This is a genomic window from Amycolatopsis sp. A133 (genome assembly GCF_031082405.1).
In the GTDB taxonomy this organism is placed as follows: domain Bacteria; phylum Actinomycetota; class Actinomycetes; order Mycobacteriales; family Pseudonocardiaceae; genus Amycolatopsis.
Genome location: NZ_JAVHJU010000069.1, coordinates 228,520 through 251,464 on the forward strand (window position 1 = coordinate 228,520; position 22,945 = coordinate 251,464).

Annotated in this window: 22 protein-coding genes; 4 read left to right on the forward strand and 18 right to left on the reverse strand. The window is 71.1% G+C overall.

The window, feature by feature from the left end; translation table 11 throughout:
* Positions 1 to 4 precede the first annotated feature (4 nt).
* The 15 genes from nuoK to Q5425_RS42630 all read right to left on the reverse strand — a co-directional run bounded on the left by nuoK (position 5) and on the right by Q5425_RS42630 (position 15,473).
* Positions 5 to 304, reverse strand: a complete 300-nt coding sequence (gene nuoK, locus Q5425_RS42560; RefSeq protein ID WP_003081840.1) for an NADH-quinone oxidoreductase subunit NuoK — start codon at positions 302 to 304, stop codon at positions 5 to 7.
* Positions 301 to 1,161, reverse strand: coding sequence for an NADH-quinone oxidoreductase subunit J (locus Q5425_RS42565; protein ID WP_308678123.1), 861 nt, complete (start codon positions 1,159 to 1,161; stop codon positions 301 to 303). Before Q5425_RS42565 ends, nuoK begins: the two co-directional genes overlap by 4 nt.
* Entirely contained in the window at positions 1,158 to 1,682 is a 525-nt protein-coding gene (nuoI, locus tag Q5425_RS42570) for an NADH-quinone oxidoreductase subunit NuoI (RefSeq protein WP_103337332.1), read from the reverse strand. Before nuoI ends, Q5425_RS42565 begins: the two co-directional genes overlap by 4 nt.
* Positions 1,669 to 3,018, reverse strand: a complete 1,350-nt coding sequence (gene nuoH, locus Q5425_RS42575; RefSeq protein ID WP_308678124.1) for an NADH-quinone oxidoreductase subunit NuoH — start codon at positions 3,016 to 3,018, stop codon at positions 1,669 to 1,671. The genes nuoI and nuoH overlap by 14 nt, the downstream gene beginning before the upstream one ends.
* Positions 3,015 to 5,486 carry an NADH-quinone oxidoreductase subunit G gene (locus Q5425_RS42580; RefSeq protein WP_308678125.1) on the reverse strand — a complete coding sequence of 824 codons (2,472 nt, stop codon included), beginning with the start codon at positions 5,484 to 5,486 and terminating at the stop codon, positions 3,015 to 3,017. Before Q5425_RS42580 ends, nuoH begins: the two co-directional genes overlap by 4 nt.
* The gene (nuoF, locus tag Q5425_RS42585; RefSeq protein ID WP_308678126.1) at positions 5,483 to 6,781 is read right to left on the reverse strand and encodes an NADH-quinone oxidoreductase subunit NuoF; all 1,299 of its coding nucleotides are present in this window, start codon (positions 6,779 to 6,781) and stop codon (positions 5,483 to 5,485) included. Before nuoF ends, Q5425_RS42580 begins: the two co-directional genes overlap by 4 nt.
* Complete coding sequence (nuoE, locus tag Q5425_RS42590; RefSeq protein ID WP_308678127.1) at positions 6,781 to 7,638, reverse strand: NADH-quinone oxidoreductase subunit NuoE; 858 nt, start codon at positions 7,636 to 7,638, stop codon at positions 6,781 to 6,783. Before nuoE ends, nuoF begins: the two co-directional genes overlap by 1 nt.
* Positions 7,635 to 9,035, reverse strand: coding sequence for an NADH-quinone oxidoreductase subunit D (locus Q5425_RS42595; RefSeq protein WP_308678128.1), 1,401 nt, complete (start codon positions 9,033 to 9,035; stop codon positions 7,635 to 7,637). Before Q5425_RS42595 ends, nuoE begins: the two co-directional genes overlap by 4 nt.
* Entirely contained in the window at positions 9,032 to 9,781 is a 750-nt protein-coding gene (locus tag Q5425_RS42600) for an NADH-quinone oxidoreductase subunit C (RefSeq protein ID WP_308678129.1), read from the reverse strand. The genes Q5425_RS42595 and Q5425_RS42600 overlap by 4 nt, the downstream gene beginning before the upstream one ends.
* A gap of 4 nt (positions 9,782 to 9,785) precedes the next feature.
* Positions 9,786 to 10,334, reverse strand: coding sequence for an NADH-quinone oxidoreductase subunit B family protein (locus tag Q5425_RS42605; RefSeq protein WP_020643101.1), 549 nt, complete (start codon positions 10,332 to 10,334; stop codon positions 9,786 to 9,788).
* A 4-nt stretch (positions 10,335 to 10,338) separates the two neighbouring features.
* The gene (locus Q5425_RS42610; protein WP_308678130.1) at positions 10,339 to 10,758 is read right to left on the reverse strand and encodes an NADH-quinone oxidoreductase subunit A; all 420 of its coding nucleotides are present in this window, start codon (positions 10,756 to 10,758) and stop codon (positions 10,339 to 10,341) included.
* A 519-nt stretch (positions 10,759 to 11,277) separates the two neighbouring features.
* The gene (locus Q5425_RS42615; RefSeq protein ID WP_308678131.1) at positions 11,278 to 12,564 is read right to left on the reverse strand and encodes a geranylgeranyl reductase family protein; all 1,287 of its coding nucleotides are present in this window, start codon (positions 12,562 to 12,564) and stop codon (positions 11,278 to 11,280) included.
* A 10-nt stretch (positions 12,565 to 12,574) separates the two neighbouring features.
* Positions 12,575 to 13,264 carry a demethylmenaquinone methyltransferase gene (locus tag Q5425_RS42620; RefSeq protein WP_308678132.1) on the reverse strand — a complete coding sequence of 230 codons (690 nt, stop codon included), beginning with the start codon at positions 13,262 to 13,264 and terminating at the stop codon, positions 12,575 to 12,577.
* 31 nt (positions 13,265 to 13,295) lie between these two features.
* Positions 13,296 to 14,399: a glycosyltransferase family 1 protein gene (locus tag Q5425_RS42625; RefSeq protein WP_308678133.1), complete on the reverse strand. Its 1,104-nt coding sequence runs from the start codon at positions 14,397 to 14,399 to the stop codon at positions 13,296 to 13,298.
* A 3-nt stretch (positions 14,400 to 14,402) separates the two neighbouring features.
* Positions 14,403 to 15,473, reverse strand: a complete 1,071-nt coding sequence (locus Q5425_RS42630; RefSeq protein WP_308678134.1) for a glycosyltransferase family 1 protein — start codon at positions 15,471 to 15,473, stop codon at positions 14,403 to 14,405.
* Positions 15,474 to 15,665: 192 nt separating this feature from the next.
* On the opposite strand from Q5425_RS42630, the gene Q5425_RS42635 reads away from it, so the two are divergent.
* Positions 15,666 to 16,496 carry an inositol monophosphatase gene (locus tag Q5425_RS42635; protein WP_308678135.1) on the forward strand — a complete coding sequence of 277 codons (831 nt, stop codon included), beginning with the start codon at positions 15,666 to 15,668 and terminating at the stop codon, positions 16,494 to 16,496.
* A gap of 260 nt (positions 16,497 to 16,756) precedes the next feature.
* Here the strand turns inward: Q5425_RS42635 and Q5425_RS42640 are convergent, their stop codons facing one another.
* The 3 genes from Q5425_RS42640 to menD form a co-directional block, all read right to left on the reverse strand.
* Positions 16,757 to 17,194, reverse strand: a complete 438-nt coding sequence (locus Q5425_RS42640) for a DUF3592 domain-containing protein (RefSeq protein ID WP_308678136.1) — start codon at positions 17,192 to 17,194, stop codon at positions 16,757 to 16,759.
* A gap of 22 nt (positions 17,195 to 17,216) precedes the next feature.
* The gene (locus Q5425_RS42645; RefSeq protein ID WP_308678137.1) at positions 17,217 to 18,749 is read right to left on the reverse strand and encodes a M1 family metallopeptidase; all 1,533 of its coding nucleotides are present in this window, start codon (positions 18,747 to 18,749) and stop codon (positions 17,217 to 17,219) included.
* Positions 18,750 to 18,869: 120 nt separating this feature from the next.
* Positions 18,870 to 20,546, reverse strand: coding sequence for a 2-succinyl-5-enolpyruvyl-6-hydroxy-3-cyclohexene-1-carboxylic-acid synthase (gene menD / locus Q5425_RS42650; protein WP_308678138.1), 1,677 nt, complete (start codon positions 20,544 to 20,546; stop codon positions 18,870 to 18,872).
* Between the two features lie 57 nt (positions 20,547 to 20,603).
* Here menD and Q5425_RS42655 point away from each other — a divergent pair, with 57 nt between their 5' ends.
* From Q5425_RS42655 to Q5425_RS42665, 3 genes are read left to right on the forward strand one after another with little or no spacing between them, the layout of a single operon-like run.
* Positions 20,604 to 21,527, forward strand: a complete 924-nt coding sequence (locus Q5425_RS42655) for a 1,4-dihydroxy-2-naphthoyl-CoA synthase (RefSeq protein WP_308678139.1) — start codon at positions 20,604 to 20,606, stop codon at positions 21,525 to 21,527.
* A 1-nt stretch (position 21,528) separates the two neighbouring features.
* Positions 21,529 to 22,653 carry an o-succinylbenzoate--CoA ligase gene (menE, locus tag Q5425_RS42660; RefSeq protein WP_308678215.1) on the forward strand — a complete coding sequence of 375 codons (1,125 nt, stop codon included), beginning with the start codon at positions 21,529 to 21,531 and terminating at the stop codon, positions 22,651 to 22,653.
* Between the two features lie 51 nt (positions 22,654 to 22,704).
* The gene (locus tag Q5425_RS42665; RefSeq protein WP_308678140.1) at positions 22,705 to 22,842 is read left to right on the forward strand and encodes a hypothetical protein; all 138 of its coding nucleotides are present in this window, start codon (positions 22,705 to 22,707) and stop codon (positions 22,840 to 22,842) included.
* Positions 22,843 to 22,945 lie beyond the last annotated feature (103 nt).

The following is a 22,945-nucleotide window of genomic DNA, read 5'->3' on the forward strand; positions in this document are numbered from 1 at the left end:
TCTCCTAGTACTTCAGCAGGTTGGTGTCGTCGACCGAGGCCGAGCGCCGGGTGCGGAAGATGGCCATGATGATCGCCAGGCCGACCACGACCTCGGCGGCCGCGACGACCATGACGAAGAACGCCATGATCTGGCCGTCGAGCCCGCCGTTGATCCGGGCGAAGGTGACCAGCGACAGGTTCACCGCGTTCAGCATCAGCTCGATGCACATGAACACGACGATCGCGTTGCGCCGCACCAGCACGCCGACCGCGCCGAGCGCGAACAGCAACGCCGACAGCAGCAGGTAGTACGTCGGGGTCATGCCTTCTCCCCTTCGGTTTCCGCGCCTTCGGAGCCGACCAGCGCGTGCGCGTCCGGCTTCGGGCCTTCGTCCGCCACGAGCTTGCGGTCCTTCGCCAGCTCGATCGCCGAGGTGGACTCGATGATCGCCGACAGCGACTCCGGGGCGATCGTGCCGTCCGGCAGCAGCGCCGGGGTGGCCACCGAGTTGGCGGTGGCGAAGACACCCGGGCCGGGCAGCGGCGACGGCCGGTCGTGCTCGCCGCGGAAGCGGAGCAGCACCAGTTCCCGCTGCGAGAGCTTCCCGCCTTTGGCGTGCCGGTCGGTGAAGGCCAGCACCATCGCGCCGATCGCGGCGGTGATGAGCAGCGCCGAGGTCAGCTCGAACGGGAACAGGTAGTCGGTGAAGATCAGCCGGCCCAGCCCCTTCGGCCCGCCACCGGCCGGGGTGGCCGAGTCGAGCGGGATGGCCGGGGTGACGTTCTCCATGGCCCGGTAGATGCCGGTGGCCAGCAGCGCGGCCAGCCCGATGCCGAGCACGGTCGCGGCCAGCCGCTGTCCACGGAGGACTTCGACGACCGAGTCGGAGCTCTCGCGGCCGACCAGCATCAGCACGAACAGGAACAGCATCATGATCGCGCCGGTGTAGACGATGATCTGCGTGAAGCCGAGGAACGGCGCCGACTGGATCATGTACAGCGCGCCCAGGCTCAGCATGGTCAGCACCAGCCACAGCGCCGAGTGGACGGCGTTGCGGGAGAAGATCATGCCGAGCGCGCCGAGCAGGGACAGCGGGCCGAGGATCCAGAACGCGATGGCCTCGCCGGTGGACACACCCGCGGAAGCATTGGGCGCTTGGGCCAGGAGTGCGGCGATCATTTGGCGCCCTCCCCGCGTGCCAGTTCGGGGCCGTTCACGTAGTAGTCCTGCTCGTTCTCGCCGAGCCGCATCGGGTGCGGCGGCTGCTCCATGCCGGGCAGCAGCGGGGCGAGCAGGTCTTCCTTCGTGTAGATCAGCCGCTGGCGGTCGTCGTCGGCCAGCTCGTAGAAGTTGATCATGGTCAGCGACCGGGTCGGGCACGCCTCGATGCAGAGGCCGCAGCCGATGCAGCGCAGGTAGTTGATCTGGTAGTCCGCGCCGTACCGCTCGCCCGGCGAGAACCGGGCCTCCTCGGTGTTGTCACCGCCCTCGACGAAGATCGCGTCCGCCGGGCACGCCCACGCGCACAGCTCGCAGCCGACGCACTTCTCGAGGCCGTCCGGGTGGCGGTTCAGCTGGTGCCGTCCGTGGTAACGCGGGGCGGCGGGCGCGCCGGCCTCCGGGTACTCCTCGGTGGCGACCTTCTTGAACATCATCCCGAAGGTGACGCCGAAGCCCTTGACGGGATCAAGAAACCCCATCTTGTGCCCCTTCCTGTGCGGTACCGACGGCCGCCGGCTTGCGGCGGGCCGCCTTCGCCTCGGCCTTGGCCAAAGCCTTCTGACGCGGGGTGGTCTGCGGGACCTTGAGGTCCAGCGGCGGGACCGGGAAGCCGCCGCCGGTCACCGGGATGGATTCGCTCTCCTCTTCGCGGCCCGACGCGCGGACGTAGAAGAACAGCGCGACGACGATGAAGATCGCGACCGCGGCGATGATGATGGACGCGGTGTTCCAGGTGATGACCTTCGCGAAGGTCACCATGATGATCCACACCAGGTTCAGCGGGACCAGGACCTTCCAGCCCAGGCGCATGAACTGGTCGTAGCGCAGGCGGGGCAGCGTGCCGCGCAGCCAGATGAACCCGAACAGCAGGACGAACATCTTCGCGAAGAACCACAGCACCGGCCACCAGCCGGTGTTGAGCACGTTGTTCCCGATCAGCGACAGCGGCCACGGGGCCATCCAGCCGCCGAGGAACAGCGTCGTCGCGAACGCCGAGACGATCACCATGTTGACGTACTCGGCGAGGAAGAACATCGCGAACTTCATCGAGCTGTACTCGGTGTGGAAGCCGCCGACCAGCTCCGACTCGGCCTCCGGGAGGTCGAACGGGGCCCGGTTGGTCTCGCCGACCATCGAGATCAGGTAGATCACGAAGCTCGGGACCAGGTAGAGGAACCACGCCGGCTGCTGCTTGCCGACGATGTCGGCCAGGTTCAGCGACCCCGCCTGCAGGATCACCGCGACGATCGACAGGCCCATCGCGATCTCGTAGGAGATCACCTGCGCCGCGCTGCGCATGCCGCCGAGCAGCGGGTACGGCGAGCCGGACGACCAGCCGGCGAGCACGAGGCCGTAAACGCCGATCGAGGAGCAGGCCAGGATCACCAGCGCGCTGACCGGCAGGTCGAGCAGCTGCAGCACGGTCCGCTCGCCGAAGATCGACACGACCGGCCCGAACGGGATGGCCGACAGCGCGATCAGCGACGGCACCACGCAGACGACCGGGGCGAGGAAGTACACCTTGCGGTCGGCGGTGTCCGGGATGATCTGTTCCTTGAACGGCAGCTTGATCGCGTCCGCCAGGGACTGCAGGTAGCCGCCGGGGCCGACCCGGTTGGGGCCGGGCCGGTTCTGCATCCGGCCGACCGCCTTGCGCTCCCAGACGATCAGGAAGATCGTCATGATCGGCCCGATCAGCAGGATGACCACGCACTTGAGCAGGATCAGCCAGAACGGGTCGTCCGCCAGCAGTGCCGCCCGCGTGGCCGCGTCGGGCACACTCCCGACAGCAGCTTCGGTCAGCAGCGGGGTCATTGCCCACCTCCAGCGAGGTTCACGACGGCGCCGTGCCCGGCACCGAGCGTCTTGAACACGGCGGAGCCGTCGGAGTTGCCCGGCAGCCACACGACGCCGTCGGGCAGGTCGGCGACCTCCACCGGCAGCGTGATCGCACCGCGTTCGGTGCTCACCGTGACGGTGACGCCCAGCCCTTCGGCGGTCTTCGCGGACAGCCGCGCGACCGGCGTGCGCTGGGTGCCCTTGAGGTGCGGCTCGCCGTCCTGCAGCGAACCGTTGTCGATCAGCTGGCGCCAGGTCGACAGGATCGCCTGGCCGGCACCCGGCGTCGCGGGCGGCGCGACCTCGGCGGCGACGTGGCTCCAGCGCAGCGCCGAGGCCTGGCCCAGCTTCTCGAAGTCGCCACGGGCGGCGGACGGCGTCTGCGTGAACAGGTCCGCGTCCATCTCGACGGCGAGGGTGTCGAGCACCCGGCAGTCCGGCAGGGTGCCGGTGCCTTCGATGGTCGTGTCGAACGGGCGGGTGCGGCCCTCCCAGTTGAGGTAGCTGCCGGACTTCTCGTCCGACGCGGCCACCGGGAGCACGACGTCCGCGCGCTCGGTCACCGCGCTGTGCCGCAGTTCGAGGCTGACCACGAACCCGGCCGCGTCCAGCGCGCGCAGCGCGAGGTCCGGGTCCGGCAGGTCGAACGGGTCGACACCGCCGACGACCAGGCCGCCGAGCTCGCCGGCCGCGGTGGCCAGCAGGATGTCGGTCGTGTCGCGGCCCGGGGTGGCCGGGATCGGGACGCCCCAGGCGTTTTCGACGGCGACGCGGGCGGCGTCGTCGCCGACCCGGCGGCCGCCGGGCAGCAGCGACGGCACGCAGCCGGTCTCCAGCGCACCCCGGTCGCCGGCGCGGCGCGGGATCCACGCGAGCCGGACGCCGGTGCGCTCGATCAGGTCGTGCAGGGCGGCGAGCAAGCCGGGGATCGCGGCGGCGCGCTCGCCGACCAGGACGACGGCGCCTTCGCCGCGCAGGGCCTCGTCGAGGTCCGGCGCGTGCTTGGTGATGCCTTCGACGGCCGCGGCCTCCTGGCCGGGGACGCAGGCGAGCAGCTCGCCGAACGTCTTGCGCACCGACGACGTCGTCCACTGTCCCAGGTGGACGACCCGGGTCTGGTTCCGGCGGGCCGCCTTGCGCAGCCGCAGGAACACGATCGGGGCCTCGTCCTCGGGCTCGAACGCGACGCACAGGACCGTGCGGGCCCGCTCGATCTCGCCGAAGGTGACGCCGGACTCCGGCGTCACGCCCACGACGTGCGAGGTGAGGAACGCGAGTTCCTCGGCCGAGTGCGGGCGGGCGCGGAAGTCCACGTCGTTGGTCTGCAGGGCGACGCGGGCGAACTTCGAGTACGCGTAGGCGTCCTCGACGGTCAGCCTGCCCCCGGTCAGGACGCCGACGCCGCCTTCTCTGCGGGCTTCGACGAGCCCGGCGGCCGCGGCGCGCAGCGCGTCGGTCCAGGACGCCTCGGCCAGCTCGCCGGTCTCACGGTTGCGGACCAGCGGCCGGCGGATGCGGTCCTCGGCACCGGTGTAGCGGAAGGCGAACCGGCCCTTGTCGCAGATCCACTCTTCGTTGACTTCGGGGTCGTCGCCGGCCAGCTTGCGCTGGACCTTGCCGCGGCGGAAGTCGGTCCGCTCGGCGCAGCCGGACGAGCAGTGCTCGCAGACGCTCGGCGCGGACACCAGGTCGAACGGCCGCGAGCGGAACCGGTAGGCGGCGCTGGTCAGGGCGCCGACCGGGCAGATCTGGATGACGTTGCCGGAGAAGTAGCTCTGGAACGGCTGGCCGGACGTCGTCCGCGAGGCCAGGTCCAGGACGTCCGCCGTCTCCGCGGTGCCGATCTGCTGGTGGGCGCCGCGTTCGAGGAGCTCGATGAACGGGTCGCCGGCGATCTCGCTGGAGAACCGGGTGCAGCGCTGGCACAGCACGCAGCGTTCGCGGTCGAGCAGCACCTGCGTGGAGATCGGCAGCGGCTTCGGGAACGTCCGCTTGGTGTCGACGAACCGGGACTCCGTGCGGCCGTGGGCCAGCGCCTGGTTCTGCAGCGGGCACTCGCCGCCCTTGTCGCAGACCGGGCAGTCCAGCGGGTGGTTGATGAGCAGCAGCTCCATCACACCCTGCTGGGCCTTGTCCGCGACCGGCGACGTCAGCTGCGTCTTGACGACCATGCCGTCGGCGACGGTCATCGTGCAGGACGCCTGCGGCTTCGGCATCGGCCGGCCGCCCATCTCGACCTCCACCAGGCACTGGCGACAGGCGCCGGCCGGGGAGAGGAGCGGGTGGTCGCAGAACCGCGGGATGACCGTGCCGAGGCGTTCGGCCGTGCGGATCAGCAGCTCGCCCTTGGGGGCGATGACCTCTTCGCCGTCGATGACCAGCTTGACGTGGCCTTCCGGGACCGGCGTCTCGGCCGTTTCGGGCTTGTCGGGCGCGATCGTCATGATGCCTGCGCTCCCACGAGTTCGGGCTTGGTCTGTTCGTGCCGGTTCGCCTCGCACAGCGCGAGGAACTCGTCGCGGAAGTACTTGATGCCGCTGGTGATCGGCGACACCGCGCCGTCGCCGAGTGCGCAGAACGACCGGCCGAGGATGTTGTCGCAGACGTCGAGGAGGGTGTCGATGTCCTCTTCGGTGCCGTGGCCTTCGACCATCCGCTCGAGGATCTGCGCCAGCCAGTACGTGCCTTCGCGGCACGGCGTGCACTTGCCGCAGGACTCGTGCTCGTAGAACTGCGTCCACTTCATCACGGCCCACGGCACCGACACGGTCTCGTTGAAGACCTGGACGGCGGTGGTGCCCAGCATGGAGCCGGCTTCCGCCGCGCCTTCGAAGTCCAGGGGAACGTCGAGGTGCTCGGCGGTGAACATCGGCGTCGACGAGCCGCCCGGGGTCCAGAACTTGAGCGGGATGCCGTCCTTCATGCCGCCCGCCATGTCCAGCAGCTCGCGCAGCGTGGTGCCGAGGGGGCACTCGTACTGGCCGGGGTGCTCGACGTGGCCGGAGATCGAGTAGATCTTCGGGCCGGGCGACTTCTCGCGGCCCATCTCGCGGAACCAGCTCGAACCGGCGTTGACGATGTAGGGCGCGCTCGCGATGGTCTCGACGTTGTTCACCGTGGTCGGCGCGGCGTAGAGCCCCGCGGCGGCCGGGAACGGCGGCTTGAGCCGCGGCTGGCCGCGACGGCCCTCGAGCGAGTCGAGCAGCGCCGTCTCTTCGCCGCAGATGTACGCGCCCGCTCCCGCGTGGACGGTGATCTTGAGGTCGAAGCCGGAGCCGAGGATGTTCTCGCCCAGGTAGCCCGCCGCTTCGGCTTCGCGCACGGCCGCGTTGAGGCGGCGGATGCAGTGCAGCGCCTCGCCGCGGACGTAGATGAAGCAGTGGTTGGACCGCATCGCGTACGAGGCGATGATGCAGCCCTCGATGAGCGAGTGCGGGTCCGCCATCATCAGCGGGATGTCCTTGCAGGTCCCCGGCTCGCCCTCGTCGGCGTTGATCACCAGGTAGTGCGGCTTGTCGAAGTTCGGCGGCATGAAGGACCACTTGATACCGGCCGGGAAGCCCGCGCCGCCGCGGCCGCGCAGGCCGGAGTCCTTGATCAGCTGGACGAGCTGCTCCGGCGTCCCCGCGAGGGCCTTGCGGATCGCGGTGTAGCCCTCGAGGGCCTCGTACTGGCCGATCTGCCAGGAGTTCGGCGACAGCCAGCGCTTCGTGAGGACCGGAGTGATGGGGTCGGCCATTACTTCTTCTCCACCTCGGGAAGGGGGACATCGGAAGCCACCGGGGCGACCCAGCCGCGCTCCTGCGCGAGCTGCGCGCCCCGGAGCGTCTCGACGGCCTGCGACGGCCCGTCGACGTCGGCGCGGTAGGTCGCTTCGTCCTCCGGGAAGAACCCGGCGAGCTGCAGCTCGGCGCCCTTGAAGCTCGTCAGCGGGGCACCGCGCGTCGGGGCCGGCTTCTTGCCCGCCTGCAGCGCGTCGACCAGCGCGACGGCCTTCTCCTCGGTCTGGTTGTCGAAGTACTCGTAGTTGACCTGGATGACCGGCGCGAGGTCGCAGGCCGCGAGGCACTCGGCGTGCTCGAGGGTGATCGAGCCCGGCTCGTTCGGCGTGCCCGCGGTCTCGTTGTGCCCCAGCGGCTGTTCCTCGGAACCGAGGTGCGTTTGGAGCTTCCGGTAGATCGCGTCGCCGCCCATGGCCGCGCACAGCGTGTTGGTGCAGACGCTCACGAGGTGCTCGCCGCACGGACGCCGCTTGTACATCGTGTAGAACGTCGCGACCGCGCTGACCTCGGCGTCGGACAGGTCGAGCTGCTGCGCGCAGAACGCGATGCCCTCCTGGCTGACGTAACCCTGCACCGACTGCACGAGGTGCAGCATCGGCAGCAGCGCCGAGCGGGACATCGGGTAGCGCGCGATCAGGTCCTGGGCCTTGGCGTGGACGTCCGCGTCGAAGATGTCTTCCAGCGGCGTCTCGGTGATGATTCCGGCGGCCACTTCCGGGTCCGGCGCGATGGCGACGACGTCGGTGTCCGGACCGGCCGCCGCGTGGGTCGACGCGGCGTAGCCGGGGCCCGGCTCGGGAACTGCTGAGGTCATCGGTCCACTCCCCCCATGACGGGGTCGATCGAGGCGATGGCGGCGATCACGTCCGCGACCAGGCCGCCTTCGGCCATTGCGGGCATCGACTGCAGGTTCACGAAGCTCGGGTCCCGCACGTGGACCCGCAGCGGCCGCGTGCCGCCGTCGGAGACCAGGTGCACGCCCAGCTCGCCGCGCGGTGACTCGACCGACGCGTAGGCCTGCCCGGCCGGCACCTTGAAGCCCTCGGTGACCAGCTTGAAGTGGTGGATCAGGGACTCCATGGACTGGCCCATGATCTTCTTGACGTGCTCGAGCGAGTTGCCCATGCCGTCGCTGCCGATGGACAGCTGCGCGGGCCACGCGATCTTCTTGTCCTCGACCATGACCGGGCCCGGCTCGAGCTTCTCCAGGCACTGCTCGATGATCTTGAGGCTCTCGTGCATCTCGTGGACGCGGATCAGGTAGCGCGACCAGCAGTCGGCCCCGTTGTCGACCGGGACGTCGAAGTCGAACTCGTCGTAGCAGGAGTACGGCTCGGTCTTGCGCAGGTCCCACGGCAGGCCGGCGCTGCGCAGCACCGGGCCGGTGACGCCGAGCGCGAGGCACGCGTCGACCGGCAGGTAGCCGACGCCCTTGAGCCGGTTGCGCCAGATCGGCTGGCCGGTGAACAGCTTGTCGTACAGCGGAAGGCGCTTCTTCATCGTCTTGACGAAGTCGGTGACCTTCTCGCGGTAGTCCGCCGGCATGTCCTGCGCGAGGCCGCCGGGGCGGATGAACGCGTGGTTCATCCGCAGGCCGGTCAGGTGCTCCAGCAGGTGCAGCACCTCTTCGCGCTCGCGGAAGCCCAGCGTCATCGCGGTGGTGGCGCCGAGCTCCATGCCGCCAGTGGCGATGTAGACCAGGTGCGAGCCGATCCGGTTGATCTCCAGCAGCAGCACACGCAGCAGCTGCGCGCGCCGCGGGGCTTCGATCTGCAGCAGCTTCTCGACGCCGAGGCAGTACGCCATCTCCGTCGACAGCGGGGCTAGGTAGTCCATCCGCGTCACGAAGGTGACGCCCTGGGTCCAGGTCCGGTACTCGCAGTTCTTCTCGATGCCGGTGTGCAGGTAGCCGATGACCGACCGCAGCTGCGTGACGGTCTCGCCCTCCATCTCCAGCACGAGCCGGAGCACGCCGTGCGTCGACGGGTGCTGCGGGCCCATGTTGATGACCATGCGCTCGTCGTGCTGGGCGTCGGCGAGGACGTCGTCCCAGTCGCCGCCGGAGACCGTGTAGACGCGGCCTTCGGTGGTGTCGCGGGAGTCGGCGTAACCGACGTTGCCGGTGCCGGCCTTGTCGTCGGTGCTGTCGCTGCCTTCAGGCGTGGTCGAAGTTCCCGTGGTGACGTCGGAAAGGTTCTCGGTGCTGCTCACGAGTACGACCTCCGCTGGTCCGGCGGCGGGATCTCCGCGCCCTTGTATTCGACCGGGATCCCGCCGAGCGGGTAGTCCTTGCGCTGGGGGTGGCCGTCCCAGTCGTCCGGCATGAGGATCCGGGTCAGCGCCGGGTGGCCGTCGAAGACGATCCCGAACATGTCCCAGGCTTCCCGCTCCTGCCAGTCGGCGGTCGGGTAGAGCTCCACCAGCGACGGCACGTGCGCGTCCTCGACGTCGAGGGTGACCTCGAGCCGGATCCGGCGCCGGTAGGTCAGCGACGTGAAGTGGTAGACCGCGTGCAGCCGCTGCGGGACGTCGACGCCGTAGTCCACTCCGGACACCGAGGACAGCAGCTCGAAGCGGAGGCCGCCGTCGTCGCGCAGCGTCTTCGCGATGGCGGGCAGGTGCTCGCGGGCGACGTAGAAGGTGATCTCGCCGCGGTCGACCGTCGTCTGCAGGATCGCCTCGGCGGGGATCTTGCGCTCGGCCAGCGCGGCGTAGAACTCGTCGGCGAACTGGTCGAACCAGCCGCCGTACGGGCGCTCGGCCGGCGCCGGGCTGTAGGCCGGGAGCCGGACGCCGCCGTAGCCGGAGGTGTCGCCGCTGCCCCGGACACCGAACATGCCCTGGCGTTCCCGACCCGTGACGACGGCTTCGGCCGAACCCGGCCCCTTCGCCGTCAGGCCCGCGTCGGGGCGGTCGGCGCTGGACTGCTCGCCGCCGGTCTCAGGAGTTTCAGTCATCGCTCTACTTCTTCGCGTACTTGATCGACGACGCGACGAGCTCGGTGCGGGCCCCGCTGGCGGCGCGGATGGCGGCGCGGCGGGCGTTGATCGGCTCGTCCTGGATCTTGGCGTGCAGCTTGAGGATCGCGTCCAGCAGCATCTCCGGCCGCGGCGGGCAGCCGGGCAGGTACATGTCCACCGGCACGATGTGGTCCACGCCCTGGACCACGGCGTAGTTGTTGAACATGCCGCCGGAGGAGGCGCAGACGCCCATGGCGAGCACCCACTTGGGCTCCGCCATCTGGTCGTAGATCTGGCGCAGGACCGGCGCCATCTTCTGCGTGACCCGCCCGGCGACGATCATCAGGTCGGCCTGCCGCGGCGTCGCGCTGAAGCGCTCCATGCCGAAGCGGGCGATGTCGTAGCGGGAACCGCCGACGGTCATCATCTCGATCGCGCAGCAGGCGAGCCCGAAGGTGGCCGGCCACATCGAGTTCTTCCGCGACCAGTTGACGAGACCTTCGAGACTGGCCAGCAGGATGCCGTTGGGGAGTTTCTCTTCGAGGCCCATGGGTCTAGTTCCAATCCAGGCCGCCGCGCCGCCACACGTAGGCGTACGCGAAGCCGACCGTCGCGATGAACAGCAGGATCTCCACCAGGCCGAACGTGCCCAGCGCGTCCGCCTGCACGGCGAACGGGTAGAGGAAGACCATCTCGATGTCGAACAGGATGAACAGCATCGCGGTGATGTAGTACGCGACCGGCATCCGCCCGGCGCCGACGAGCGGCTGCGGGGACGGCTCGATGCCGCATTCGTAGGCGGCCAGCTTGGCCTTGTTGTACCGGCTGGGGCCGACGAGCGGGCCCAGCAGGACCGACAGCACGGCGAAACCGAGCGCCAGCACGAACAACAGGACCAAGGGCAGGTAGGGCTTGAGGCTCGGGGCCTCTTGCGCCAGCTGCACCGTGTCGGTCCGGGTCAGCAACGTCAGCACGGGGTCTTCGCCATCCTTTCCGCGCCGCTGCGGTTGTGCTTGTGGTGGGGAACCGCTGGGCCTCGTCGGCACCCTAAGGGACCTGGGTCACACCGCCGAGGGTCAGGGTCTCCTTACGGCCCGTGGCTGGGCCCAGAGGGAAAACTCAGAGGGAAAACACAGCTCGCTTGTGAAATAGTTCACAAGCCACTCGTCGCGGATGTGAAGGGATTCACAAAGCATGGGGGGAGTCTAGGACGCGACTCACACTCTTGTCCCTAGTACCCCGTGTTATGAGGGTCGCCTAACTTCCGTCGCCATCGTTGTCACGGGTCGGCAACACCGCACGCGCGACCTGCGCGAAGGTGCCCCAAAACCGCTACCCGGCCGGACAAAACCGGCGCTGACCTGTGACGTATCCCACTGACCGCACGGCCAACTTGTTGGTCCACCCGAGTGTCCGCGCGCGCAAAGAGCCGCACTTTCACGTGAAAGTGCCCACCAGGGGCCCGCACTTTCACGTGAAAGTGCGGGCTCGGGTCAGCGGGGGGTGGGGGTGGCGCGGGCCAGGGCGGAGATGAGGCGGTCGACGGCGTCGCCGCCCTTGGCGTCGTAACAGCCCGAGAGGCCCTTGTAGACCAGCGGGAGGAGCTTGTTGATGCGCAGCCCGTACTTGGTGCACGCGTGCATGATCTTCGGCTTTCCGATGATCTTCGCGAAGACGTTGCCCAGCTGGTAGTAGCCGCCCATCAGCTCGCCGACGGCCCGCGGATACGCCTCCAGCGCCCGCTCGCGGGAGGGGCCTTCCCGCCGGGCCAGCGCTTGCACGACGACCTCCGCGGCGATCTGCGCGGACTCCATGGCAGCCGAGATGCCTTCGCCGTTGAACGGGCTGACCATGCCGCCCGCGTCACCGAGCAGCAGCAGGCCGTCGCGGTAGTGGGGGGTGCGGTTGAAGCCCATCGGCAGCCCGGCGCCGCCGACCTTGCCGATCGCGTTCTCCTCGCGGTAGCCCCACTCCTCCGGCGTCCCGTCGAGCCACTGGCGCAGCAGCGCGCGGTAGTCGGTGTTCCGGAACGACGCCGACGTCGAGAGCATGCCGAGGCCGACGTTCACCGTGCCGTCGCCCAGCGGGAACGCCCAGCCGTAGCCCGGCAGCAGCTTCGGGTCCCGCGGGTCCGAGCGGTCCCACAGCTCGAGGTGGCCCTCGATGAACGGGTCGTCGTGGCGCGGGCTCTTGTAGTACTGGCGCACCGCGACGCCCATCGGGCGCTTCTCGTTCTTCTGGATGCCGACGCTCAGCGCGAGCCGCGCGGAGACGCCGTCGCAGGCCAGCACCAGCGGCGCGCGGTAGTGCACCGGCGTCCGCTCCGGGCCGACCTTCGCCTCGACGCCGACCACGCGGCCGCTCGCGTTTGTGATCGCGCTGGTGACCGTGGTGCGCTCGTACAGCCGCGCGCCCGCCTTCACGGCGAGCTTGGCGAGGAGGTCGTCGAAGTCGTGGCGGGTGCGGGAAACGCCGTACGGCGGGTAGCTCGTCAGGTCCGGCCAGTCGAGTTCCAGCGTCAGGTCGCCGGTGAGGATCCGCAGGCCGCGGCTGTGCACCCAGCCGGCGTCCTCGCTGGTGTCGATACCCAGGTCGATGAGCTGCTTGACGCCGCGCGGGGTGAGGCCGTCGCCGCAGACCTTCTCGCGGGGGAACTCGGTCTTCTCCAGCAGGAGGACGTCGACGCCCGCGCGGGCCAGGTAGGTGGCCACGGTGGACCCGGCGGGTCCGGCGCCGACGACGATGACTTCGGCGTCCTGGTCTGCGGTGCGTCGCGTCATGGACGCGAGTTTAGGCAGGCTTTCGCGCGCGGTGGATCGCCACGACCCCGAATGTGAGGTTCAACCACTCGACGTCGGCCCAGCCCGCGCTCGCGATGATCTCGCCGAGCGTGCGCTGGTCGGGCCAGGCGAGCATCGATTCGGCCAGGTAGGAGTACGCCTCGGGGTTGGACGACGTCCGCTTGCCGACCCAGGTGAGCAGCTTCAGCATGAACCGCCGGTGGACGAACCGGATCGGGGCGAACGGCGGGGTCGACACCTCGCAGATCACCAGCCGGCCACCCGGCTTGACCACCCGGGCGATCTCGGTGAGCGCGGCCTTCGTGTCGACGAAGTTGCGCAGCGCGAGGGAGATCGTCACGGCGTCGAAGCTCTCGTCGGCGAACGGCAGGTTGAGCGCGTCGGCCGCAACCATCGGCACGTTCCGGTGCAGCCCGGCGCGGAGCATGCCGAAGGAGAAGTCCGCGGCCAGGCACCACGCGCCGCCACGGGCGTACTCGACGGTGGACACCCCGGTGCCGGCGGCCAGGTCCAGGACCTTCTCGCCGCGGCGGGCGTCGAGCACGCGGGCGGTGGTGGTGCGCCAGCGCCGGTCGAAGCCGAAGGTCATGAACGAGTTCGCCCGGTCGTACCCGTCCGCGACGCCGTCGAACATCGCGGCGACTTCGTGCGGGTCCTTGTCCAGGCTTGCGCGTGACATGACACGAATCTAGACCGGTCCCGGACGCCGGTCAGCGGAAGGTGGCCAGCATCCCCGCCACCGCCGCGGACCAGGTGAACTCCTCCGCCCGGGCCCGCGCCGCGGCCCGGCGTAGGTCCTCGGGGCGGTCCAGGAGGTCCGTCACGGCCGTGGCGAACGCCGGGGCGTGGTCGTCGACCGCGGCGCCGCAGCCCGGACGCACGATCTCCCGCAGCGCCGACGACGCCGACACCACCACCGGTGTCCCGGACGCCAGCGCCTCCAGCGCGGCGAGGCCGAACGTCTCGTGCGGGCCGGGCGCCAGCGAGACGTCCGCGCTGGCCAGCAGCCGGGCGACGTCGCCGCGGCCCGGCAGGAACCCGAGGAACGTCACCGGCAGGCCGCGCGCCCGGCGCTCGAGGGCCCGCCGCCGCGGCCCGTCGCCCGCCACCACCAGCCGCACGCGCGCACCCGCCTCCGTCAGCTCGGCGACGGTGTCCACGCTGCGCTCCACGTGCTTCTCCGGCGACAAGCGTCCACAGTGGACCAGCAGGACGTCCGCTCCCCCGGCGAGGCCGGCGCGCCAGCCGTCGTCGCGACGGCCGGGCCGGAACGTCGTGAGGTCGACACCGAGCGGGACGCGCCGCACGTTCGGCGCCGCGATCCGGTCGAACTCCGCGCGCGCGAACGCCGTCGTGCAGACCACCGTGTCGTAGCTCGCGGCCATCCGCCGGTTCGCGGCGTCGGCGACGCGGCGGGCCATCGGCGCGGGCAGGAGGAACTGCTCCAGCAGCCGGTCGAGGCGCTCGTGGGAGATGACCGTGCTGGGCACGCCGTGGCGCCGCGCCCAGCCGCCCATCCCCCGCAGCGTCAGCCGGTCGGACACCTCCAGGCGGTCCGGTTTTAGCTTCCGCAGCACCGCGCGGACCCGCTGCGGGTCGACGGCGCGGTAACCACCGGTGCCCGGGATCTTCGGCGCCGGCAGGGAAAAGCGGCGCACGCCGGTCGGCAGGACCTCGTCGGCGTACCGGGTGCCGGGCACCACGAGCGTCACCCGGTGCCCGCTGGCGACGTAGCCGGCGCCGAGGTGGTGCAGCGCCGTGCGCAGCCCGCCCGAGCGCGGTCCGTAGAAGTTCGCGAGCTGGACGATGTGCACGCCTCAGGCCGCGCGGGCGGCCCGGCCCTGCACGGCTTCGTAGTGGCCGACCAGCTCGTGGCAGACGGCGGGCCAGGTGCGGCCCAGCACCACCTTGCGCGCCTTCTCGCCGAGCCTCGCCCGCAACGCCGCATCGCGCAGGGCGTCGACCTTCTCGACCAGCGCCGGTCCGAAGCGCTCGCGGTCCGCGGGCAGCAGGTAGCCGGTGCGGCCGGGCAGGACGAGGTCCTTCGGGCCGCCGGCTTCCGGGGCGAGCACCGGCAGCCCGGAGGCCATCGCCTCCTGCACCGCCTGGCAGAACGTCTCGTGCGGTCCTGTGTGGACGAAGACGTCGAAGCTCGCGTACGCCTTCGAGAGGTCTTCGCCGTACTTCGCGCCGAGGAAGGCCGCTCCGGGCAGCTGTTCCCTCAGGTTTTCGAGTTCGGGCCCGTCGCCGACGACGACCACGCGGATCCCCGGCACGCCGGCCAGCGCCGCCAGCCGGTCGACCTCCTTCTCGGGCGCCAGCCGGCCGACGAACCCGACGAGCAGCTCGCCGTCCGGAGCCAGCTCGGCCCGCAGCGCCGGGTCGGCGTGCGCCGGGGAGAACCGGTCGATGTCGACCCCGCGGGCCCACCGGTGCACCCGCGGGACGCCGTGGAGCTGCAGCTGCTCGACGGAGTCGCTGGACGGGGCGAGGGTCCGGTCGGCGCGCGAGTGCAGCCGCCGCACCCAGCGCCACGCGGCGCGGGCGGCGATGCCGAAGCCGTACGCGGCGGCGAACCCGGCGATGTCGGTCTGGTAGACGGCGATCGAGGGCACCCGCAACCGTCTGGCGGCGGCGAGCCCGCGCGCGCCGACGACGAACGGCGACGCCAGGTGCACGACGTCCGGGCCGAACGCGGCCAGCGCGTTCAGCACCGTGCGCGTCGGCAGGCCGATCGGCAGGGAGCTGACGCCGGGGACGTCGAACGCGGGGATCCGGACCACCGGGGCGCCGCGGTAGGAGTCCGGGCCCGGGCCGGGCGCGATGATCAGCACGTCGTGCGCGCGTTCGCGCAGGTGCTCGACGACCCGCAGGACGGAGTTGGTCACGCCGTTCACCTGGGGCAGGAAACTTTCGGTGACTATGGCGACTCGCACGCCTCGGACGATCGCACCCGATCCTGGCGCTCTCGTGACGCTCCGGCCAACGGTGCCCGAACACTGCGCCCGTTCGAAGATCGGACACGACATGTCATCTGGAGGTCGTGTGCCGTAAACCCGCGGGGCCCAGACTAAGCAGGCATGACCCTCTTGTCCTCACGGCCGCCGCGGCCCGTCGAGCCCGGCCTGCTGTCGAGGGCGCTCGAAGTGGCCGGGCGGCTGGCCAACGACGCCACCGACGTGATCACCGCGACCGCCGGCCGCGGCGCCCACCCTTCGACACTGGACTCGCCGTTCGACTGGGTCACCGACACGGACCGCATTCTGGAGCGCCACACGCGGCGCGTCCTGACGGCGGAGTTCCCGGGCATCCCGGTGGTCGGCCACGAGTTCGGCGCCGACCACGGCGCGGACGTCGCCGAGTACCGCTGGGTGGTGGACTCGGTGGACGGCACGGCGAACTACGTGGCGGGCGTGCCGTGGTGCGCGTACAGCCTGGCGTTGGTGGACGCTTCCGGGCCCGTGGTGGGAGTGGTGGCGGACCCGTACCGAGCCCAGATCTACGCCGCGGCCCGCGGCCGGGGAGCCCGCGCGAACGGCAAGCCGATCAAGCTGACGGACCGCTGCGTGACAGCGGGCGCGATCGTCTGCACAGAGCTGGCCCGCCGCGGCCCCTGGCCGGGAATGGGCGGCTTCATCGAGCGAGCGGCGGCAGCCCACGCGGGTGTCCGGGTACTGGGCTCGGCGGCGCTGTCGATCGCACAGGTGGCCCTGGGTCACGCGGCGGCGGCGGTGCTGCACAGCTACCACGAGTGGGACGTGGCGGGCTCGGTGGCCATGGCCATCGAGGCGGGAGCGGTGGTGCTGGACAAGCACGGCGAGGACACGGCCCTGCCAACGGACGGCTTGCTGGTGGCCGCCCCGGGAGTGGCGGACGAGGTGCTGGGCTGGTGGCAGGAGACGGCGGGCTGAGGGCAGGCGGCGGCCGGCAAGAGACGGCCCACGGGCTGAGCTGTCCACAACCGGCACGGAACCACCGAGCGAGACCACGGACCGCCCTGCATCTCCCCCACCCCTCGTCCCAGCCGCAGTCAGCACCGGAGAGCCGGGGTCAAGGGTGAGCGAAGCTCATCGCGAAGCGACGCCGAAGGCGCCCTTGAGGCCGGCTCTCCGGTGTTGAACAATCGAGGACGAGGAGCGGGGAAACCACAATCGTCCGGCAACGCAGCCCGTCAGGCCGCAACCTTCGCCCGCTTGTTCTGCCGCCGGATCCACCAAAGCGCCGGCCCCGCCACCAGCCAGGTGAAAAACACAAAACTCCCCAGCGGCAGCAGCGTCAGCGTCGCCGACCGGCCCGCCACCCGGGCCAGCTCCGGATCCGAAGCGTCGTACTCGATCCGCACCAGCTGCCCGGCCGCCAAGCCGTCCGGGTAAAGCACCCCGTTAGCCGGGCTGTGGACGATCCCGTCCGGGGTCTCGAAGTGGATGATCGTCCGGTCGAACGCCACCGAATCCACCGTGGCCGTGGCCGTGCCCAGCTGGTCCTCGATCGCACTGTCGTTGCGGATCGCCGCGAACAGCAGGCACACGCACATCACCGTGAGGAGCGAGGCGACGCCGAGGGTGGCCCACCACCCGACGCGCCTCGCCCGCTCACCTCTCGTGCTCACGCCGCGAGCGTAGCGGGCTTGCTCAGCCCGCGTGTTCGGCGGCGAGGAACCGGTGGTTCGCCTGGATCTGGTCGTACGAACGCGGCTTGACCGGAGCGGGAGCCGCAGCCGAGCGGGCCGCAACAGCGGCGGGAGCAGCAGCGCCGTTCGGGCCGACCGCCGGCTTGGCCGCCGTGTACAGCCAGGTCTGGAACAGGTCGTGCAGGGGCTTGCCCGAGATCTTCTCCGCCAGCGCGATGAACTCCAGGATCCGCCCGTGCGACCCGCCCTTCTGCGCCTGCCACGTCTTCAGGATGGCGAAGAACGCCTGGTCGCCGACGGCGGTCCGCAGTGCCTGGAGCGTCAGCGCGCCCCGGTCGTAGACCGCGTTGTCGAACTGGTTGGCCGCGCCCGGGTCGGCCGGGACGACCTTCCACAGGTCACCGTCGGCCGGGTTCGAGTCGTACGTGTACTGCGCCAGCTCGGCGACCGTGCCCTCGCCTTCGTGCTCCGACCACAGCCACTCCGCGTAGGACGCGAAGCCCTCGTTCAGCCAGATGTCGCTCCAGCGGCCGACGGAGACGTCGTCGCCGAACCACTGGTGGGCGTTCTCGTGCGCGATCAGCGTCGTGTTCGAGCCCGCGCGGAAGTTGCGGGCGCCGTACGTCGGCCGGGTCTGGTTTTCCAGGGAGAAGCCGATGCCGCTGGTCACGACGCCGCCCTCGGCCTCGAACGGGTACGGCCCGAACTGCGTCGCCAGGAACTCGTTGATCTCCGGCGTCCGCTCGACGCTGGCCTTCGCCGCGTACAGCGAGTCGCCGAGGTCGGCGCCGTACGCCGTGATGAACGGCTTGCCGTCGGGGGTCGTCGACTCGACGACCTCGTAGGGACCGACGATGAACGACGTCAGGTACGTCGCCTGCGGCTGGGTGCTCCGCCACTGCCAGCGGGTCCAGCCCGCGCGGCTCTTCGTCTTGCGGACGAGGGTGCCGTTGGAGATGGCGGCGTTGGCGTCCGGCGCCTCGATCGTGACGTCGTAGGTCGCCTTGTCGGTCGGGTGGTCGTTGGCCGGGAACCACCACGCCGAGCTCTGCGGCTCGTCGATGCCGAGCGCGCCGAAGGAGCCCTTCTTCCACGCGTTGATGCCGTCCACCGTCTCGGCCGACGGCGTGTCCGCGTAGGCGACGACGACGGTCGCGGTCTGGCCCTTGAGCAGCGGCTGCGCCGGCGTGACGACGATCTCGCCGTTGCCGGTCTGGTTCGCGAACTGCGCCGGCCGGTTGTTCACCCGCACGCTGGACGCCTTCAGCGCGAAGTCGAGGTCGAACCGCGAGAGGTCCTGCGTCGCGGTGAGCAGCAGCGTCGTGGTGCCGGACAGGACGTCGGTCGCGGGCTGGTACGTCAGCCGGATGTCGTAGTGCAGGACGTCCGTGCCGCCGTTGCCGGCGTTCGGGTAGTACGGGTCGCCGGCACCGGGGGCGCCGGGCGAGGGCGCCGCGCTCGCGGTGCCGGCGAGCAGCACCGAGACGACGCCGGCGGCGAGCGCCCCGAGGCCGGTGCGCGTTCTTGCACGCATACGAATTCCTCCAGAGGAGTGAGAAGCAGCGCGCTCGAACGTAGCCAGCCAGGGACAACCCAGGAACAGCCGAAGGGAGGTTTCTTGCCTGCTGGGATTACACCCGGAAAGCGGTTGACGTCAGACCGCGGAAACGGCCGAGGACACCGCCGCCCGCAGCCGGGCGTGCAGCTCGCGGTGCCGCGACCGGTCCACCCGGACCTCGACGACCCGCAGCCCCGGCGCCGGCTCCAGCGCCGCCCGGAACTCCGTCAGCGTCTCCGCGACGACGTGCGGGACGCGGTAGCCGGCGCACAGCGCACCCAGGTCGGCCCCGTGCGGGGTGCCGAAGACGCGCTCGAAGCTGGCCGAGTGCTCCGGTGCCCCCTGCTCGAGCAGGGAAAAGATGCCGCCGCCGTCGTCGTTGAGCACCACGATCGTCAGGTCGGGACGCTGCTCGGCGGGCCCGGTCAGCAACCCGGACGCGTCGTGCAGGAACGTCAGGTCGCCCAGCAGCGCGTAGGACGGGCCCCGGTGCACGTACGCGGCGCCGATGGCCGTCGAGACCATGCCGTCGATGCCCGCGACGCCGCGGTTGCGGTGCACCAGGACGTCCGGCCGCAGCCGTCCGGCCAGCGCGACGTCCCGGGTCGGGTTGGACGAGCCGACGACCAGCAGGGAGTCCGGCGGCAGCGCGTCCACCAGCTCGGTCGCCACCCGCAGACCGCTGGGCCACGGCTCGTCGGCCAGCGTCGCGGCGACGGCGGAAGCGGCCGCGGCGTCGGCGCGGCGCCAGCTCGCCAGCCACTCCGGGTCGGCGGGCTTGGTCGGCTCGTCGAACCACTGCCCGACCTGCCGGACGTTGTGCGCGGGGGCCGGCCAGTCCGAGTCGGGCCGGACCAGCAGCACCTCGACCGAGGCGTCCGAGAGCACCTTCTGGATCTGCCGGAACACCGTCGGACGGCCCAGGCAGAGCACCTGCTCCGGCTTGTGCTTCCCGATGAACTCCTCGACGCCGAGCAGCCACGCGCCGGACGAGATCGCCGTGCCGCCGGACAGCCCGAGGCCGCCGGTCTCCGAGACCACCGGCCAGCCGTGCTGCTCGGCCCACTCGCTGGCCGCCTGGACGCCGGTGTCGCACGCGATGACCAGGCCGTGGCGCGCCGAAGGCACCACGAACGACGGGAGCGCGCCGAAGTCCGGCAGCTCGGTCCAGCGCGAACCGTCGGCCCGGCCGTCGAGGGACTCGTACCACTCACCGTCATCGTCCAGATCCGGCACGAGCGGCTCGCGGAACGGGATGTTCAGGTGCACCGGCCCGCAGCGCCACTCGCCGTAGGCGGCGTTCCACACCCGGCAGATCTGGCTGCGCCAGTACGAGTTCTGCCCGGCCCGCCGCTCGGCGACGGCCAGCTCGTCGAAGTAGCGGATGGCGTCGCCGTAGAGCCGGTGCTGGTCGATGACCTGCGACGCCCCCGCGGCCCGCAGCTCGGGCGGCCGGTCGGCGGTCATGACGATCAGCGGGACGCCGGCCCGGTCGGCCTCCAGGACGGCGGGGTGGAAGTTCGCGGCCGCGGTGCCGGACGTGCAGAGCACGGCCACCGGGCGGCCGGTGCGGGCGGCGATGCCGAGCGCGAGGAAGGCGGCGCCGCGCTCGTCGATGCGGACGTGCAGCCGCAGCTTCCCGGCCGCCGCCGCGTCGTACAGGGCGATCGACAGCGGCGCGTTGCGGGAACCGGGGCAGAGGACGACGTGCGAAACGGTGTTGCGGACGAGTTCGTCGACGATGACCCTGGCCTGCGCGGTGGAAGGGTTCACCGGCACGCCCCTGGTACGCCGCCATTAGTCATGTCCACAGGTCCTATCCTCGCAAACGTGGATGACGCCCGAGTTTCCGAGCTGTTCGATCCGGCCGCGTGGACCGAGGTCGAAGGTTTCGCCTTCACCGACATCACCTACCACCGCTCCGCTGAGAGCCGCGGCGGCAAACGCGTCGTGCGCATCGCGTTCGACCGCCCGGAGGTCCGCAACGCCTTCCGGCCGCACACCGTCGACGAGCTCTACCGGGCGCTGGACCACGCCCGGATGAGCGCCGACGTCGGCTGTGTCCTGCTCACCGGGAACGGCCCCTCGCCCAAGGACGGCGGGTGGGCGTTCTGCTCCGGTGGTGACCAGCGTATTCGCGGACGGTCCGGGTATCAGTACGCGAGCGGGGAGACCTCCGACACGGTGGACCCGGCGCGGGCCGGCCGGCTGCACATCCTCGAGTGCCAGCGGCTCATCCGGTTCATGCCGAAACCCGTGATCGCGGTGGTGCCGGGCTGGGCCGCGGGCGGCGGGCACTCCCTGCACGTCGTGTGCGATCTCACCCTCGCCTCGGCCGAGCACGCGAAGTTCAAGCAGACCGACGCCGACGTCGGCTCGTTCGACGGCGGTTACGGCTCGGCCTACCTGGCGAAGATGGTCGGGCAGAAGTTCGCCCGCGAGATCTTCTTCCTCGGCCGCGAGTACTCCGCCGAGCAGATGCACCGGATGGGCGCCGTCAACGCCGTCGTCCCGCACGCCGACCTGGAAAAAGAGGCCCTGACCTGGGCGTGGGAGATCACCCGCAAGTCGCCGACGGCGCAGCGGATGCTCAAGTACGCGTTCAACCTCCCCGACGACGGCCTCGTCGGCCAGCAGCTGTTCGCCGGCGAAACCACCCGGTTGGCCTACATGCAGGACGAGGCCGTCGAAGGCCGTGACGCGTTCCTCGAGAAGCGCGACCCCGACTTCAAGGACGTCCCCTATTACTACTGAGCTGCTCCCCGTCCACCTCGACGGCTCGCCCGAAGCGCTCGACGCTCTGACCAGAGCCGTCGCGGACGCGCTGGGCGGCGGCCCGGCGGTGCTGCCGTACACCGACCCCGCGCTGCGCGACGCCATGGCGCCGGACGAGCCCGCGGAGCCGGGCACCGCCGTGGTCATCGCCACGTCGGGCTCGACCGGCGCGCCCAAGGGTGTGCTGCTGTCGGCCCGCGCGCTGACGGCGTCCGCCGAGGCCACGCACGCCCGGCTCGGCGGGCCGGGGCACTGGCTCCTGGCGACGCCGGCGCACTACATCGGCGGGCTGCAGGTGCTGGTCCGGTCGCTGCTGGCTGGGACGACGCCGGCGCGGCTGACCGGCACCGGCTTCCGCCCGGACGACTTCGCCGCCGCGGCCGCGGCGCTGACGGGCGGCCCGCGGTACACGGCGCTGGTGCCGACCCAGCTGGTCCGCCTGCTCGACGACGGCGGCGCGGGGCTCTCGGCGGCGAAGACGTTCGACGCGATCGTGGTCGGCGCGGCGGCGACCCCACCGTCCCTGCGGGAGCGCGCCGCCGACGCCGGCGTGCGGATCGTGCCGGCGTACGGGATGAGCGAGACGGCGAGCGGCTGCGTCTACGACGGCTTCCCGCTCGACGGCGTCCGCGTCGACGTCTCCGGTGACCGGATCCGCATCGCCGGCGACGTCCTCGCCCACGGCTACCGGCGCCGGCCGGACCTTACCGCGGAGTCCTTCTCGGACGGCTGGTTCACGACGTCCGATCGGGGGGTCCGGCACGACGACGGCCGCGTCGAGGTCCTCGGCCGGGCCGACGACATGATCAACACCGGCGGGGTGAAGGTGTCGGCGAACGCGATCGAGCGGTGCCTCCGCGCGCAGCCGGGGGTGCGGGACGCCTGCGTCGTCGGGGTGCCCGACGCGGAGTGGGGCGAGGCCGTGGTGGCGCTGGTCGTCCCGGAAGGTGAGCACGGCGACCTGCGTGCGGCGGTCCGCGCGGAACTGGGCGCGGCGTCGACCCCGAAACGCCTCGAATACGGCACTGAGCTGCCGCTGCGGGGGCCGGGCAAGGTCGACCGGGCGGCGGTGCGGACCCGGTTCCGGCCGGCTTCGAGCGGCTGAATGGCGGCACTTCGTTGACACGCACAGGGTGCGCCCGCTTGGCTACTCACCATGACGCGCTGGCTTCGCACCGCTCTGATCAGCACCGCCGTCACCCTGGGGGTCCTCCTGCCCGTGGGCACGGCCCTGGCCGACGGCGTCGACCCCAACAGCGGGTCGCTCGTCTGGCAGCTGCCGACCGGCGACTGACCGTGACGTCCGGGGCTTCGCCCCGGGCCGGGGGCTCCGCCACCCGGAACCCCCGAAAGACTTCACGGGTTCCCGCTCAGGCGTGATCACCATGGCGTTGAAT